Genomic DNA, 15,002 nt, shown 5'->3' on the forward strand with positions numbered 1-15,002 from the left:
AGTCGGCCAGCTCGTGGGCGCGTTCGCCGACGCCGTTCGCGACAGACTCCGGGACGCTCTCGCACAGCGACGGCCCTCGCTCGACTGGGAGACCGAGTACCGCGTCCGACGGACGCCCGTGGACGTGACGGGCCGAACCCGCGAGCGATTCGTCGCGGTCGAACTGGAGTGGCGGCGGGCCGACCCGGCGAACAACACCGCGAAGCTGTTCTACTACGCCGACGAGGGTGAGTTCGACGAGTACGAGGAGGTCGTCGTCTGCCAACTGTTCTCGGGCTACTACGACCTCGCCTCGGGGCAGGTGTCCTCGAAGCGCGAGGTCGCGGAGTTCGTGGGCGAGACCGCCGCCGAGTCGTGCGCGCGCGTCTCGTACCACCCCCTCCGACTCCCGATAGACCCGCCCAAGCGCGGCGGCGAGCGCCCCGAGGACTGGCGGGCGCGGGCCGACGAGGCGGCCGCGGAAATCGCGGCGCGTCTCTGAGCGCGTCACTCCCCTCGGTCGGGACGCTCGCGGCGACCGAGGACGGGCCGCACCCCGAGTCCGTACACGAGGCCGTACGACAGGGCGAGCGCCAGCGCGTACGCGACGCCGAACTCGAACAGCGGAAGCGGCGTCGTCGCCGGACCCAGTCGCTCGCGGAGGACCGACGCTCCGAACGGGAACGCGAAGCCCAGCACCAGCAGGACGACGGTCACCTCGACCCGGCGCGCGTGGGCGCGGGCGGCCGCCGACGCCGACCGCGAGGGAAGCGCGACCCAGAGGTACCCCGCGACGAACGCCGCGACGAGGACGACCGGGAACGCCCGCGACGCGTCGAGCGAGACCAGCGTCCGGTTGGCGTAGAGGTACCACACGACGGCCAGGAATCCGATCAGGAACGCGTACCCGGCGGTTATCGACCACTGGAGGCCGCCGAGGAGTTTCTCGCGGAGCGTCGGGTCGTAGCCGCCCGGGTCGGCCATACCCGACCCTCGACCCCCCGGAGAAAAACCCTATCGGCGTTCGGTTCGCGCGGCGAACGCCGCGCGAATCGAACGCCGATATCGGTTCAGTCGAGCGCGAGGAATCCGGGGTCAGTCGAGCGCGACGAGACCGTCGTCGAGCATGTCGCCCAGCACGTCGCGGGCGTGGCCGTCGGGGTCGACGCCGTCGTAGACCGCCCGCACCTCGCCGTCGGCGAGGACGAAGGTCGTGCGCGCGGCCGCGCCCCGGGCGGTGTCCACGCCGAAGGCGTCGGCTATCTCGGCGTCGGGGTCGGCGAGCAGGTCGAAATCGAGGTCGTACTTCTCCGCGAACGCCTCGTGGCTCGCCACGTCGTCGGTCGAGACGCCGTAGACCGCGACGTCGGCGTCGCGGTACGACTCGATTTCGGCGTCGAACTGCTCGGCCTCGACCGTGCATCCGGGCGTGTCGTCGCGCGGATAGAAGTAGACGACCGTCGGTTCCGCGAAGTCGAGCGCGACGGTCTCGTCGCGCTGGTTTCGTGCCTCGACCGTCGGTGCGTCGTCGCCGGTTTCGAGCGTCATACCCGGGCCTTTTCGACGCGCGTCCAAGGCGTTTGCGTTACGAGATGTCGATGTGGTGGGAGTCGTCGCCCTCCACCATCTTCGGGAGCGTCACGGTCAGCACGCCGTTTCGGTACTCCGCGGAGACGTTGCCCTCGTCGACCCCCTCGGGAAGGGTCACCGAACGACTGACCGACTGGTGGCGGCGTTCTCGGCGGATGTACCGGCCCTCGTCGCCCTCGTCGCCCTCGTCACCCTCCTCGGTGGCCTCCTCGCGGTCGGCTTCGATGCGGAGCACGTCGTCGCGGATGGAGACGTCCATGTCGTCGGTGTCGAAGCCGGGGAGGTCGGCGGTGACCACGTACTCGTCGCCGCGGTCGGCCACGTCGACGGACATGCCGCTTCCCACCCGGAGGCCTTTCTGCCAGTCGCCCCCACCCATCGACTCCTCGAACTGTCTGCTCATTCGGTCTATCATCTCTTCGAGTTCCTCGAACGGATTTCGTCGTCGTGCCATAGTTCCCCCACGGGCGTTCTCGCCCCGAGAGGGTTCGACGCGTTCGACCTTAAAAATTCAGTCCGGTTCAGTAGAGTACGTGCTCGGTGTCGTACGACCCCAGCCGCCGGACCCAGCCGTTCTCGGCGAGGTCCTCGACCTCGGCGATGGCCTCCTGCGTTCGGTCCTCGTAGAGGCCCGCCGCGATATCGACGTGGAAGACGTAGTCGCCGAGTCGCTCGCCGCTCGGTCGCGACTCGACACGGGTGAGGTTGATGTCGCGGTCGGCGAACGGTTCGAGGAGTTCGAGCAGGAGTCCGGGGTAGTTGGCGTTGGGGTAGACCACCAGCGAGGACTTCCCGCCCGCGTCCGAGCGCTGGTCGGCGGGCGCGATGACGAAAAAGCGCGTCGCGTTCGAGGTGCGGTCCTGGATGCCCTCGGCGACGACCTGCAGGTCGTCGCCCGCGTTGTCCGGGTGGCCGATGCCCGCCACGTCGGGGTTCTCGCGGGCGTACTCGACGCCGCGGGCGGTGCTGGCGACCGCTTCGAGGTCGGCGTCGGGGTACTCGGATTCGAGGTACGACCGGCACTGCGCGAGCGCCTGCGAGTGGCTGGCGACCACCGAGAACTCCTCGCCCCGCGCGAGCAGGGCGTGGCGGATGGGCGTGACTATCTCCCTGACGGTGGCGACCTCGCGGTCGGTCAGCGCGTCGAGCGTCTCGGTGACGCTGCCCTCGATGCTGTTCTCGATGGGGACGACCCCGCGGTCGAACTCGCCGTCGGCCACCGCCTCCACGATGGCGGTGACCGACTCGCGGAACGCCACGTCGTCGGCCACCGCGCCCGCTGCCCGGTGGGAGTAGGTGCCCGCCGGACCGAGCGTGACTGCCTTCATGTGTCGGGTGGTTTCGGCGTGGCGGATAAAAGGCCGTCGGGTGTGACAGAATTCGTCGGGGGAATCACTTGCTTGCGCTTCGACTCCGGTCGTGCTGGCGCAAGGCCGCGGTCACGCGCGACTTCTCATGATAGAAGTTCGTCCGGTGAGCGTGCCCCGTTTTCCAGCAGTTCGGAATCGAACGTCACTAGCGGCGCGTCTTCGCCCTCGGCCATGGCGAGAATCACGCAGTCCATCGGATAGAGGAGTGTCTCTTCTTGAAGATTGTATGCATCGATTACGTCACCCAGTTCCGGGGCGTAAACGTCCACCGACTCGAAGATGTCATCGAGAATACCCTCTACACGACTCTGTTCGACTCGCTTCTTCTTTGCTAACACCGTGCGGAACTCCATGACGTTGAAAATCGTCGTACAGTACTCGTACTCCTGATTCAGGAACTCAGTGGCTAAATCTCCGCGTCCCGGCTCGTCCACCGACGAAGCGATAAAGACGTTCGTGTCGACGAAGACCTTCAGTCGCGTTCGCGTATGTCACGAACCGCCTCAACAGAGTCGACAGAAACGTCTTCGAGTCTGCCCTGAAGTCGGTCTCCGAGCCGGGAACGTGAGCCGTTATCCGACAACGAGACGGAGTTCTCGTCCGAGGACTCGCTCTCCGACGGTCGAACGAAATTGGCGACCTTGCGGATGGAGGTTCCCATACTACCTAACGCTTTAAAGTCGAAGACGATAACCGTTGCCCCGTAACTATCGACCGTGGTACTCGCTCGGTCACAGCGGGACATCAGCCGACCTTGATAGCAGAGAAGACGAGGATACGAGTCAGTTCGAGCGACAGGCGCTTACCGATTCAGCGTGTGAATCGCGTGACCCAGCGCGTTCTCGGCGGCCTCCATCACGGCCTCCGAGAGCGTCGGGTGGGTGTGGATGGTCGAGGCGAGGTCCTCCAGCGTCGCGCCCATCTCGATGGCGAACCCGAGTTCCGCGATGAGCTCCGAGGCCTCCGGGCCGACGATCTGCGCGCCGAGCAGGAAGCCGCTGGGTTCGTCGGCCACGATGCGGACGAAGCCGTCTGCGTGGCCCGTCGTCAGGGCCCGGCCCGAGGCGTTGAACGGGAACTTCCCGACCGCGGGTTCGAAGCCCTCGTCCTCGGCCTCCTCCTCGGTCATCCCCACGGTGCCGATTTCGGGGTCAGTGAAGACCGCGGCAGGGACCGCCTGATAGTCGAGCGCGGAGGGCTCGCCCGCGATGACCTCCGCGGCGACCTGCCCCTCCTTGCTCGCCTTGTGGGCGAGCATGGGTTCGCCCGCCACGTCGCCGATGGCGTAGATGTGCTCGACGTTCGTCCGCGCGCGGTCGTCGGTCGGGATGAAGCCGTTATCGTCGGTCTCGATTCCCGCGTTGTCGAGTTCGAGGGTGTCGGTGACCGGCGAGCGACCCACCGCGACCAGCACCTTCTCCGCGCCGAACTCCGAGACCTCGCCGTCCTCGTCCTCGGTCCGGACGGTGATGCCGTCGCCCGACTCCTCCCACTCGCTTGCGGCCTCGCCGAAGTGGAACTCGATGCCCAGTTCCTCGGCGCGCTTCTTGACGGGGCGGGCGAGGTCGTCCTCGTAGCCCGGCAGGACCGAGTCGAGCATCTCCACGACCGTCACGTCGGTGCCGAGCTTGGCGAACACGCCCGCGAGTTCCATCCCGATGTAGCCTGCGCCCACGATGACGAGACTCTCGGGCACCTCCTCCAGCGCCAAGGCCTGCCGGGAGTCGAGGACCGGGTCGTCGTCGAACGAGAAGCCCGGAATCTCGATGGGGCGGCTTCCGGTCGAGACGATGGCGTGCTCGAACTCGACGGTCTCGGCACCCTGACCCTCGCCGCCGTGGACGACCCTAGCGGAGTTCTCGTCGGCGAACTCCGCGCGGCCGTCCATGAGTTCGACGCCGTTTGCCTTGCAGAGTTTCTCGACGCCGCCCGTCAGCTGGTCGACCACGCCGTCCTTCCAGCCGACCATCTCGGGCATCTCGACCTCGGGGTCGGCGTAGATGCCCATCTCCTCGGCGTCGCCCGCCTCGTGGGCGAGGTCCGACGCCGTTATCATCGCCTTCGAGGGGATACAGCCGTAGTTGAGGCAGGTCCCGCCGTAGGCGTCCTTCTCGACCAGAGTCACGTCGAGGTCTAGCTGTCCCGCGCGGATGGCGGCGACGTAGCCGCCCGGTCCCGCGCCGATTACCAACACGTCCGTTCCGGTCGAGATGTCTCCGACGACCATATGTTTAGCCGGTCGGGCTTGTGGGTGAAAAATGAGGTGGATTTTGCCATGGGAATGGAATGGTAACAGTTCACTCGGAGTGTCGGAAAGCGTCTCGGTGATAGATTCGACTAGGTGAACAAACAGTAATCAATCGGCAAGGGTGCGCAGGCACACACAAAGGATGCGTCCGAAGCGCGTGGGCGATGAACAACGCAGACCGAAACAGAGTGCAGACAGTTCAACGAACTTTTATTTCCTGAATATGTATTCCTGAATATGGCCGCCATCGAAACTTGTTCGCTGACGAAGCGGTACGGCTCCCTCCACGCCGTCCGTGACGTTGACCTCCAAGTCGAACGAGGTGAGGTTTTCGGGTTTCTCGGGCCAAACGGCGCTGGGAAATCCACGACTATTAACGTACTTCTTGATTTTGTTCGACCAACGTCCGGCACCGTGTCTGTCCTCGGGTACGACCCGCAAGTGGAATCTCGGGCAGTCCGTGAACGAGTCGGTGTCCTTCCGGAGGCGTCGGGTTACTACGACCGAAACACGGCCCGTGAACACGTGGAGTTTGCCATCGAGATGAAACGTTCCACTGACAACGTAGATGCAATCTTAGAGCGTGTGGGTATCACAAAGCACGCAGATCGGCCCGTCGGAGAGTTCTCGAAAGGAATGCGCCAGCGGTTGGGCCTCGGGATAGCACTAGTCGGACAACCTGATTTGATTATCCTCGACGAACCGCTAGGGGGACTCGACCCGGCGGGAGCGAGGCTGCTTCGCGAAATCGTCCTCACGGAGCGTGACCGCGGTACGACTGTATTCTTCTCGAGTCACATTATGGACCAAGTCGAGATGCTTTGTGACCGGGTCGGAATTATGAACGACGGCCAACTCGTCGTCGTAGACACCGTCGATCAGTTACGTTCGGTCGCGGAACGGCCCGACGAGCTCGTCGTTTCTGTTGACTCTGTCCCTGAACATCACGGTATCGGTTCGTTGGACGGCGTATCTAACGTGGTAGTTCAGAACGAAACGCTTCGAGTATCTTGCGCTGATCCGACAGTCAAGAGAGACGTCATCCGTCGCCTTGAACAGGCAGGGGCGACCGTCGTCGATATCGATAACGAACGGCCATCGCTAGAGCAGATGTTTCGAGAAATCACCGAAGCGAAGGTGATCACATGAACTCACGCACGCTGACAATTGCTCGAGAAGATTTTAGGCGAGCACTCCGTAGCCGATTGCTATGGGGTACGTTCACTCTGATATCTCTCCTGATGATTCCAACGTTCTGGCAGAGTCTACGCGGGGGCACGTTTACCGTCCGAGAGAAAATCACCTACATCCCATACGATTTTCGAATGTACGTCGTGATTCTGGTGGCCGTAGTCACATACAACGCCATCGTCAGCGAGCGTGAGAAGGGGACTATACGGTTGCTCATCGGTCTTCCAGGAACGCGCCGCGACGTCATACTTGGAAAGCTGATATCTAGGGTGTCGCTAGTGCTCATCACTCTCGTTCCGATTCTATTTATCTTGGACGTGATTCTTGCAGTGAAGTACGGGACACTTTATTTGGACACGTATTTGCCCATTGCCTTCTGGATTATCGCGTATGGAGTGTTATGGTCGGGTTTCACTGTCGGCCTCTCCGCGATGTTCTCCTCACGATATCGCACGCTTGCGGCACTCACCTGTACGTATCTCTTCTTCAGTTCGATGGTAGACATTTGGAGTACGCTCGTCCTCCCCGTCTTCTCGTTCTTGTTCACCGGAACGTTTTCGACGAGGTGGTACTCGTCGCTCGGGACGGGAACCGAACCTCTGTGGGTCGGCTTTACAGGACGGTTAAATCCTATCTCGGCTTTCTTAGCCGGAAGCGAGTGGATTGTCTCGCTCACGACTTCCACGATCTCGACTACACACCTTCTACCGAATCTGTTTGGTATCATGGTTCTGGCTTTCTTTGGAGGTGGTCCGCTTATCGTCGGCTACTGGCGGTTCTGTCAGGTCGATTTGACCTGACACTGAACATCTAATCTGTCCCCGCCTGATTACTGAACTCGATCTGCGCTCGGAGCTACTCGACATTGTGTCTGTAATTTAGAATTATTATATTAATGTTAGATAGATAAAGTTTAAGTATATATGACTTGTATTATTGGATGCAATGTCGCAAGACATTCGCAGTTCGACTCGGCGTACCGTCCTGAAAAAAGCAGGTGTGACGGTCGCTCTCTTCACTGGAGCGACTAGCTCTGTAACCGCTCAGGCGGAGACTCAAGACTCCAAAGAGCACTACCTCCGATTCGAAATCGACAACGGTGATGGCACTGGAGAATACTCTGGCGAATTGCCTGATCCGAACCCCGACACCGAAAACCTCGAGAGCGGTGAAGATGAAGTCACGACGTACGACGACCATTCCCATTACTCGGGCGAGGTCGACGGTTCTTGGCAACCCCGATATGACGAGTACCGGTTTGACGGGAGTCTGGACAGTCCTGACTTCTCGTGGGACGCCGACTCAAACGTCCGCGTGATTCTCGACGGCACTGTGGTCCAAGGATAGCCAGACGAGATCGGTAAATCGAGCGAACCACTGTCCGTTTTCTCAATATTTTCGGTCGGTAGTGTGTAGCCGCTATATCTTTTAATCCTCAGAACTCACGCCACCCGTTCGACCTCGTAGCCCTCCTCGCGAACCGTCTCGATGATGTTCTCGGCGTGGCCGGTCCCGCTCGTCACGACCTGAAACACCAGATACGCCTCGCCCACCCGGAGGTCGTCCACGGCGCGGTCGTGGCGGACCGTCCGGATGTTCGCGCCCTTGTCGGCGATGATGCCCGAGAGCTTCGTCATCTCGCCGGGTTCGTCCTCGATTCGGACCCGGAGGCGAACGAGCTGGCTGCGCTCGGTCAGCGCCTGCGTGAGGACGGTCTGGAGCATCGACATGTCGATGTTGCCACCCGAGAGGACGGGGACGACCGTCTCGCCAGCCACGTCGAGGTCCGGCGAGAGGATGGCGGCGACCGACGAGGCCCCGGCGGCCTCCACCAACTGCTTGGCGCGTTCGAGCAGGAGGAGTTCCGCGCGAGCGATCTCGTCGTCGGTGACGGTCACGACCTCGTCGACGTGGTCCTCGATGAGGCCGAGGGTCAGCTCCGAGATGCTGCCGGTGGCGATGCCGTCGGCGATGGTCGTGGGCGATTCGACCGAGGCGGGGATGCCCTTGTCGAGGCTCTCGGGGACCGTGGCGGCCTGCTCGGCCTGCACGCCGACGACTCGGACCTCGGGGTCGAGTTCCGCCAGCGCGGCGCTCACGCCCCCGATTAGCCCGCCGCCGCCGATGGGGACGACCACGGTGTCGACCGCGGGCATCGTCTCGTGAATCTCGATGCCGATGGTTCCCTGTCCCGCGACGATGGCGGGGTCGTCGTACGCGTGGACGAACTCGACTCCGTCGTCCTCGGTCAGCGACTGGGCGTAGTCCATCGCGGCCCGGAAGTCCTCGCCCCGGAGTTCGACGGTCGCGCCGTACTCGCGGGTGGCCTCGACCTTCGCCTGCGGGGCGTTCTCGGGCATCACGATGGTCGAGTCGATTCCGGCGTTCGTCGCGGCCAGCGCGACCCCCTGTGCGTGGTTGCCCGCGCTCGCGGCGACGACCCGGTCGGCCGCCCCGCGCTCGACCACCTCGCGGATCTTGTTCGACGCCCCGCGGGTCTTGAACGACCCGGTGCGCTGGAGGTGTTCCATCTTGAGGTGGACCTCGGCGTCGACCATCTCGCTGAGCGACCGACTCCGCTCGACCGGCGTGCGCTGGACCACCGACTCGTCGAAGCGCTCGCGCGCGGCCTCGATGTCCCGAAGCGTGACTTCGGCCATGTTTGCCAGTGGCGGGAGCGAGCGTATATCAGTTTCTCAGTCGGCCGAGTCGGGCGAGGTGCCGACGCGCCTCGCCTCAGGCGGCTGGCTCGACGTTCTGATTTACGTGGAAGAAGTTGTCGGGGTCGTACTTCGCCTTGACCTCCTGCAACCGCTCGTAGTTGTCGCCGTAGGTGGCTCGAATCCGGTCGGCTCCCTCGTCCATCATGAAGTTGACGTACGCGCCCTCCGCCGAGTGCTCGTGGAGCGCCTGCCAGTAGTCGCGGGTCCACTCCGTGAGTTTCTCGCGATTGGCCGGGTCCGGGTCGACCCCCACGATGACCATCGACCAGTTGGCGTCGCGGTAGTTCCACGCCGTCTCGTCCGGCGCGACGCGGTGGACCGCACCGTCGATGGGATAGAGGTGCATCGACGACTTGGGGGTGGGTACCTCGGCGAAGCGTCGGTGCTCCGCGATGGCGTCGTCGCTCAGGTCGCGCACGAAGTCGCCCTTCCAGTACCACTGGTCGCCCGGCGGATAGAGGTCGTCGAACATGCGCTGGAGCGCCGGATAGGGAATCGACTCGATGTGTTCGAACACCGGTTCGGCGACGTTTCGGGCGGGTTGGACCACCTCATCGATTCGGTCCTCCGGACCCAGATAGCACCACATCAGCCCGCAAACGTTCTCGCCGTGCAACGCCTCGGGGAACGGGTCGCCCGGAATCTCGGCAGTCATGTAGAACGCGTACACGTCCTCGGGGGCCTGCGGGAGCCACTCGCGGTACCAGCGCATCACGCTTTCGAGGTCGTCGATGCGCCAGAACATCGGCCCGGCGACGACCGTCTCGACCGGATGCAACGCGAACTCGAACGAGGTGACCACGCCGAAGTTGCCGCCACCGCCGCGCAACGCCCAGAACAGGTCGGGGCTCTCGTCCTCGCTCGCGCGGACCAGTCGTCCGTCGGCCAGCACGACGTCGGCGCTCACCAGATTGTCGATGGTCAGGCCGTGCTTGCGGGTCAGGTAGCCGTGTCCCCCGCCGAGGGTGAGCCCCCCGACGCCCGTCGTGGAGATGACCCCGCTGACCGTCGCCAGACCGAACGCGTGCGTGGCGTGGTCGACGTCTCCCCACGTACATCCGGCTTCGACGCGCGCGGTCTCCGACTCGGGGTCGACCCGGACGCTCGTCATCTCCGAGAGGTCGATGACCAACCCTCCGTCCACCAGCGACAGGCCGGGTCCGTTGTGGCCGCCGCTACGGATGGCGGTGTCGAGGTCGTTTTCGCGCCCGAATTCGACCGCTCCGATTACGTCCGCGACGTTCGCGCATGTGACGATCAGCTCCGGGCGCTTGTCGATCATCGCGTTGTAAATCGTTCGCGCGTCGTCGAACGTCGGGTCGTCGGGACGTATCAGTTCGCCTCGCAGCGTTCCCGCGAATCGCTCTATCTCCGCGTCGTCGGTTGGTGCTGTTGCCATGGTTTTCCCTCCGTTCCGGTAGACGGTCGCCAGCCCTCGATTTCGTGGGTCGCGTTACCGAGGAACGTCTGGGTTACCACTTCGGGAATCAGATAGCTAACTGGTGGCGTTCCGGTAGCCAGTGACTTCCGCGCAGACGATGCAACGCGGTCACTCACTGCGAGTTGGGAGTTCTCTGCTGTGTGGATAGTCTCTTCACCCCTCGATACACTCACTCACGGGACTCTGTTGAAATCCATAGCCGTTGGCAGTTTTCAACCCTTTTTGACCAGTGTAGGATAATACTCAACAAATCCCGATTGTAATCGAGTAGTAGGTTTCTTCGTGGTGGATAATCCAATTGTATTCCCAATTCGATTGGCTCTCGATTTCCGTGTACCCGTTATCGAGTGCTCGTTCGAACTCCTGCTGTTGGTGCCGAGATAGGTTCTCGAACTCAATAACCGTTTCATTAGCGGTTTCAGTCCCGTTTTCAACCGTCTCTGTAGAAAGCGTTGCAGGGCAGTTTGAAAACGATCCAAATTGAATATAGACCACTATTCCGAAGGCAGACAAGAGAAGTACGCAGATAATCGCGAATACGGCCCACTTTTGTTTCACACCCATAAATACTATTTGAATTATATAATTCTTCTGTGATTGGTTCGAGACGTTCACCGTACTTATCAGCTGTTTTCCACTCGATCATGTCTGGACGAGAGGGTTTCAACGGGGCGATCCACGGCGATTGCCGAAAAGGAAGTCTCGAAGCTACTCCAGAAGCAGGAGTTCGGGGTTCTCGACGTAGTCGATGAACGTGTTGGCGAACGACGCGGCGTCGGCACCGTCCACGATGCGGTGGTCGATGGACAGCGAGATGGGCAGGGTGTACTTCGCCACGACCTCGCCGTCCTCGACCACGGGGCGCTGTTTGAGTTCGCCGATGCCCAGAATCCCCACCTCGGGGTAGTTGAGGATGGGCGTCGCGTACTCGCCGCCGATGGCCCCGAAGTTGGTGACGCTGAACGTCGAGCCCTGAAGCTCCTCCCGGGAGATGGAGCGGTCGCGGGCCTTCTGGACGACCTCGTTGACCTCGCTGGAAATCTGGAGCAGGCCCTTGCCGTCCACGTCGTCGACGACCGGCACCATCAGTCCGGCGTCGGTCGCGGTCGCCACGCCGACGTTGTAGTAGTTCTTCCGGAGGATTTCACCGGCCTCCTCGTCCAGCTCGGCGTTGAGCTTGGGATGCTGTTTGAGCGCGGCGACGACCGCCTTCATCACGAACGGCATGTAGGTCAGCCGGATGCCTCGCTCCTCGGCCTCGGGCTTGAGGCGCTCGCGGGTGTCGACGAGGTTGTCGACGACCGCGGTGTCGTGGTGGGTGACGTGGGGCGCGGAGAACTTCGAGTTCACCATCGCGTCGCCGATGGTCTTGCGCACGCCCTTGTACTGGATGCGCTCGACGCGCTCGCCCGGCTCGCTCGTGCCGGACGCGGCGTCAGCACGCTGGGCCTGCTGTTGGGCCTCGGCGTACTCCATCACCGCCTCGGGCGTGACGAACGCCTCGCCGTCGCGCTCCTCCGTGGCGGGCACGGCGTTCAGGTCGACACCCTGCTCTTCGGCGATACGCCGGGTCGCTGGCGCGGCCAGCGTCCGGTCGCGGTCGGCCGACTCGACCGACGCGGAGTCCGGACCGCCGGAACCACCCGCCGCCGAGGAGGACGATGGACCGCCCGCGGCGTCGGTCGGCGCGGGACCGCCCGAACCCCCGGAGCCGTCCTCGGGCTCCGGCGAGTCGGTCGCGGGGGATTCGTCGCCCGAGTCGGCCGCGGCGCGCACGTCCTGCTCGGTCACGCGACCGCTCGGGCCGGAGCCCTCGACCACGGCGATGTCGACGCCGAGTTCGCGGGCGAGTCGGCGTGCGCTCGGCGCGGCGAACACCCGGCCTTCGCCGGTCGAAACTTCTTCGGTCTCGCCAGCGTCGGCGGCTTCCGTGTCGGATTCCGGACTCGTCTCGGCTTCGGATTCTGCGGCCCTCGCGGCTTCGCCCTCGGTCTGGCCTTCCTCGACCGGCTCACCCTCCACGTCGAAGGTGATGATGACGTTGCCGACCGGGACGACCTCGCCCTCCTCGGGGATTATCTCTCGGACCGTGCCGTTGACGGGCGACGGAACCTCGACGATGGCCTTGTCGGTCTCGACCTCCGCGACCGCCTGGTCCTCCGAGACCGCGTCGCCCTCCTCGACCAGCCAGCTCACGATCTCGCCCTCGCTGACGCCCTCGCCGACGTCGGGGAGCTTGAACTCTCGTACCATGGCTCAGAACCCCACGGCGTCGCGGATGCCTTCCTTGATGCGGGCGGGCTCGGGCAGGTAGTAGTCTTCGAGCGCGTACAGCGGGAAGGGAGTGTCGAACCCGGTGATGCGCTCGACGGGGGCCTCCTGATAGAGGAGGGCCTCCTCCTGGATGATGGAGGCGATCTCGCCGCCGAGGCCGCCGGACTTGGGAGCCTCGTGGACGACCGCCGCGCGGCCGGTCTTCTTGAACGACTCGACGATGGTCTCCTCGTCGAGCGGCGAGACGGTCCGGAGGTCGACGACCTCCACGTCGATTTCGCCCTCCAACTGCTCGGCGGCCTCGACGGTCGGGCGGGTCATCGCGCCCCAGGTGAACACCGAGATGTCGGTGCCCTCCTTCCGGACCGCGGCCTCGCCGATGGGAACCTCGTAGGACTCGGTCGGCACGTCGCCGCGGAACGCCCGGTAGATGAGCTTCGGTTCGAGGAACATCACGGGGTCGGGGTCCCGGATGGCGCTCGTGAGCAGGCCCTTGGTGTCGTAGGGCGTGCTCGGGATGACGACCTTGAGTCCGGGCTGGTGGGCGAAGAAGGCCTCGGTGGACTCGGAGTGGTGTTCGGGCGCGCGGATGCCGCCGCCGTACGGCGCGCGGATGACCATCGGGCAGGTGAACCGCCCTCGGCTCCGGGTGCGCAGGCGCGCGGCGTGGCTCACGATCTGGTCGAACGCGGGGTAGATGAACCCGAGGAACTGGATTTCGGGAACGGGCTTGAGGCCGTAGGCCGCCATGCCGACGGCGGTCCCGACGATGCCGGACTCGGCGAGGGGCGTGTCGATGACGCGGTCGTCGCCGAACTCCTCGTAGAGGCCCTCGGTGGCGCGGAACACGCCGCCGTTCTTCCCCACGTCCTCGCCCATCACGAGCACGTCGTCGTCGCGCTTCATCTCGGTGTACAGTCCGTCTCGAACCGCCTGCACCAGCGTGAGGTTCTCTGACTCTTGCTCTTGGGTTGCTTGACTCATGTCTCAGTCCTCCAGAAGTGCCTCGTCGCCGTACTGTTCGCGGACGCGCTCGAACCAGTCGAGCTGTTCCTGCAGTCGCTCGGGCATGCCCTCGTAGACGTGCGCGAACATCTGCTCGGGGTCGGGGCGCTCGACCTCCTCGGCGGCGTCGATGGCGTCGGCGACCCGCTCTTTGTTCTCCTGCTCGATGGCCTCGACCGTCTCGTCGTCGAGCACGCCGCGGTCGCGCAGGAACGACTCCAGCCGCGGGATGGGGTCCTTCTGCTTCCAGCGCTCGACCTCCTCGTCGTCGCGGTAGACCGAGGGGTCGTCGGCGGTGGTGTGGGCACCGAAGCGGTACTGGACCGCCTCGATGAGGGTCGGCCGACGCTCGTCGTCGCCGGGGTTCTTGGCCTTCTCCACCGCGTCCTTGGTCACCTTGTACACCGCGAGCGGGTCCATCCCGTCGACCTGCACGCCCTCGAAGCCGTAGGCGTGGGCCTTCTGGGCGATGGTCTCGGAGGCCGTCTGGCGTTCGCGCGGCACCGAGATGGCCCACTGATTGTTGTTGCAGAAGAACACCGCGGGCGTGTCGAAGACGCCCGCGAAGTTCAGCCCCTCGTGGAAGTCGCCTTCCGACGTGGCTCCGTCGCCGAAGTAACAGAGGAACGCGTTCTCCTCGTCCTTCAGCTTCGAGGCCCACGACGCGCCGGTCGCGTGGGGAATCTGGGTCGCGATGGGCACCGCGACCGTGAAGATGTTGGAGTCGTCGGGGATGGCGTTGCCCTGCTCGTGGCCCATCCAGTAGAGAAGGGTGCGCTTGAGCGACAGCCCGCGGACCAGCGCCGCGCCGTGCTCGCGGTAGCTCGGGAACAGCCAGTCGTCGTCGGCCAGCGCGTGGGCGCTCCCGATCTGGGCACCTTCCTGTCCCGAGAGGGGCGGGTAGGTCCCCATCCGGCCCTGTCGCTGGAGGCTGACCGCCCGCTCGTCGAAGTGGCGGGCCAGCCGCATCTCGCGGTACATGTCCACCATCTCCTCGTCGGAGAGGTCGGGCACGTCCGCGCCCTCTACTACGTTACCGTCCTCGTCCAGCACCTGTACGCGGTCCTGGGGGTCTCGATGTATGACGCTCACGGTCGAACCCATCCTGACATATTCGATAGGTCATCCGCACGCATTATAGGGTTTTCGTAACCAACTTTCCATAGGTATGGTTCTGTTGG

16 protein-coding genes are annotated in these 15,002 nt (G+C 63.9%); 4 read left to right on the forward strand and 12 right to left on the reverse strand.

The genetic code is table 11. The features are described from left to right. Nucleotides 1-13 precede the first annotated feature (13 nt). Entirely contained in the window at nt 14-481 is a 468-nt protein-coding gene (locus tag NGM10_RS08245) for a hypothetical protein (protein WP_253477060.1), read from the forward strand. Nucleotides 482-486: 5 nt separating this feature from the next. Here the strand turns inward: NGM10_RS08245 and NGM10_RS08250 are convergent, their stop codons facing one another. The 6 genes from NGM10_RS08250 to lpdA all read right to left on the reverse strand — a co-directional run bounded on the left by NGM10_RS08250 (nt 487) and on the right by lpdA (nt 5,166). Continuing rightward, nucleotides 487-963, reverse strand: a complete 477-nt coding sequence (locus tag NGM10_RS08250; RefSeq protein ID WP_253477063.1) for a hypothetical protein — start codon at nt 961-963, stop codon at nt 487-489. A 111-nt stretch (nt 964-1,074) separates the two neighbouring features. Continuing rightward, a complete protein-coding gene (locus NGM10_RS08255) occupies nt 1,075-1,527 on the reverse strand; it encodes a peroxiredoxin (RefSeq protein WP_253477066.1) in 453 nt (150 codons plus the stop codon). 37 nt (nt 1,528-1,564) lie between these two features. Then, nucleotides 1,565-2,023: an Hsp20/alpha crystallin family protein gene (locus NGM10_RS08260; protein WP_253477071.1), complete on the reverse strand. Its 459-nt coding sequence runs from the start codon at nt 2,021-2,023 to the stop codon at nt 1,565-1,567. A gap of 67 nt (nt 2,024-2,090) precedes the next feature. Continuing rightward, nucleotides 2,091-2,897, reverse strand: a complete 807-nt coding sequence (gene pheA / locus NGM10_RS08265) for a prephenate dehydratase (protein WP_253477074.1) — start codon at nt 2,895-2,897, stop codon at nt 2,091-2,093. A 125-nt stretch (nt 2,898-3,022) separates the two neighbouring features. Then, on the reverse strand, nt 3,023-3,415 hold the full coding sequence (locus NGM10_RS08270; protein ID WP_256504382.1) for a type II toxin-antitoxin system VapC family toxin: 393 nt from the start codon (nt 3,413-3,415) through the stop codon (nt 3,023-3,025). 326 nt (nt 3,416-3,741) lie between these two features. Beyond that, nucleotides 3,742-5,166, reverse strand: coding sequence for a dihydrolipoyl dehydrogenase (gene lpdA, locus NGM10_RS08275; protein WP_253477082.1), 1,425 nt, complete (start codon nt 5,164-5,166; stop codon nt 3,742-3,744). A gap of 258 nt (nt 5,167-5,424) precedes the next feature. Between lpdA and NGM10_RS08280 the strand changes: the two genes are divergently transcribed. The 3 genes from NGM10_RS08280 to NGM10_RS08290 all read left to right on the forward strand — a co-directional run bounded on the left by NGM10_RS08280 (nt 5,425) and on the right by NGM10_RS08290 (nt 7,725). Further along, a complete protein-coding gene (locus NGM10_RS08280; RefSeq protein WP_253477085.1) occupies nt 5,425-6,336 on the forward strand; it encodes an ABC transporter ATP-binding protein in 912 nt (303 codons plus the stop codon). Then, nucleotides 6,333-7,178, forward strand: a complete 846-nt coding sequence (locus tag NGM10_RS08285; RefSeq protein ID WP_253477088.1) for an ABC transporter permease — start codon at nt 6,333-6,335, stop codon at nt 7,176-7,178. Before NGM10_RS08280 ends, NGM10_RS08285 begins: the two co-directional genes overlap by 4 nt. A gap of 145 nt (nt 7,179-7,323) precedes the next feature. Beyond that, nucleotides 7,324-7,725, forward strand: a complete 402-nt coding sequence (locus NGM10_RS08290) for a hypothetical protein (RefSeq protein WP_253477090.1) — start codon at nt 7,324-7,326, stop codon at nt 7,723-7,725. A 95-nt stretch (nt 7,726-7,820) separates the two neighbouring features. Here the strand turns inward: NGM10_RS08290 and ilvA are convergent, their stop codons facing one another. The 6 genes from ilvA to pdhA all read right to left on the reverse strand — a co-directional run bounded on the left by ilvA (nt 7,821) and on the right by pdhA (nt 14,913). Continuing rightward, nucleotides 7,821-9,038, reverse strand: a complete 1,218-nt coding sequence (gene ilvA, locus NGM10_RS08295; RefSeq protein ID WP_253477093.1) for a threonine ammonia-lyase — start codon at nt 9,036-9,038, stop codon at nt 7,821-7,823. A gap of 76 nt (nt 9,039-9,114) precedes the next feature. Next, nucleotides 9,115-10,500, reverse strand: coding sequence for an FAD-binding oxidoreductase (locus NGM10_RS08300; protein ID WP_253477096.1), 1,386 nt, complete (start codon nt 10,498-10,500; stop codon nt 9,115-9,117). A gap of 285 nt (nt 10,501-10,785) precedes the next feature. After that, complete coding sequence (locus NGM10_RS08305) at nt 10,786-11,100, reverse strand: DUF7979 domain-containing protein (protein WP_253477099.1); 315 nt, start codon at nt 11,098-11,100, stop codon at nt 10,786-10,788. Nucleotides 11,101-11,250: 150 nt separating this feature from the next. Beyond that, entirely contained in the window at nt 11,251-12,795 is a 1,545-nt protein-coding gene (locus NGM10_RS08310) for a dihydrolipoamide acetyltransferase family protein (protein WP_253477102.1), read from the reverse strand. Between the two features lie 3 nt (nt 12,796-12,798). Beyond that, on the reverse strand, nt 12,799-13,800 hold the full coding sequence (locus tag NGM10_RS08315; RefSeq protein WP_253477105.1) for an alpha-ketoacid dehydrogenase subunit beta: 1,002 nt from the start codon (nt 13,798-13,800) through the stop codon (nt 12,799-12,801). Between the two features lie 3 nt (nt 13,801-13,803). Beyond that, nucleotides 13,804-14,913: a pyruvate dehydrogenase (acetyl-transferring) E1 component subunit alpha gene (gene pdhA / locus NGM10_RS08320; RefSeq protein ID WP_253477108.1), complete on the reverse strand. Its 1,110-nt coding sequence runs from the start codon at nt 14,911-14,913 to the stop codon at nt 13,804-13,806. Between the last annotated feature and the right edge of the window lie 89 nt (nt 14,914-15,002).

The organism is Halorussus salilacus, from assembly GCF_024138125.1.
Classification (GTDB): Archaea; Halobacteriota; Halobacteria; order Halobacteriales; family Haladaptataceae; genus Halorussus; species Halorussus salilacus.

What these genes read in the sequence shown, in the direction of transcription:
- NGM10_RS08300 (WP_253477096.1), bottom strand. Translation starts at nt 10,500, where the DNA reads ATGGCAACAGCACCAACCGACGACGCGGAGATAGAGCGATTCGCGGGA.
- NGM10_RS08315 (WP_253477105.1), bottom strand. Translation starts at nt 13,800, where the DNA reads ATGAGTCAAGCAACCCAAGAGCAAGAGTCAGAGAACCTCACGCTGGTG.
- NGM10_RS08285 (WP_253477088.1), top strand. Translation starts at nt 6,333, where the DNA reads ATGAACTCACGCACGCTGACAATTGCTCGAGAAGATTTTAGGCGAGCA.
- lpdA (WP_253477082.1), bottom strand. Translation starts at nt 5,166, where the DNA reads ATGGTCGTCGGAGACATCTCGACCGGAACGGACGTGTTGGTAATCGGC.
- NGM10_RS08310 (WP_253477102.1), bottom strand. Translation starts at nt 12,795, where the DNA reads ATGGTACGAGAGTTCAAGCTCCCCGACGTCGGCGAGGGCGTCAGCGAG.
- NGM10_RS08280 (WP_253477085.1), top strand. Translation starts at nt 5,425, where the DNA reads ATGGCCGCCATCGAAACTTGTTCGCTGACGAAGCGGTACGGCTCCCTC.
- NGM10_RS08260 (WP_253477071.1), bottom strand. Translation starts at nt 2,023, where the DNA reads ATGGCACGACGACGAAATCCGTTCGAGGAACTCGAAGAGATGATAGAC.
- NGM10_RS08255 (WP_253477066.1), bottom strand. Translation starts at nt 1,527, where the DNA reads ATGACGCTCGAAACCGGCGACGACGCACCGACGGTCGAGGCACGAAAC.
- NGM10_RS08290 (WP_253477090.1), top strand. Translation starts at nt 7,324, where the DNA reads ATGTCGCAAGACATTCGCAGTTCGACTCGGCGTACCGTCCTGAAAAAA.
- NGM10_RS08250 (WP_253477063.1), bottom strand. Translation starts at nt 963, where the DNA reads ATGGCCGACCCGGGCGGCTACGACCCGACGCTCCGCGAGAAACTCCTC.
- ilvA (WP_253477093.1), bottom strand. Translation starts at nt 9,038, where the DNA reads ATGGCCGAAGTCACGCTTCGGGACATCGAGGCCGCGCGCGAGCGCTTC.
- pheA (WP_253477074.1), bottom strand. Translation starts at nt 2,897, where the DNA reads ATGAAGGCAGTCACGCTCGGTCCGGCGGGCACCTACTCCCACCGGGCA.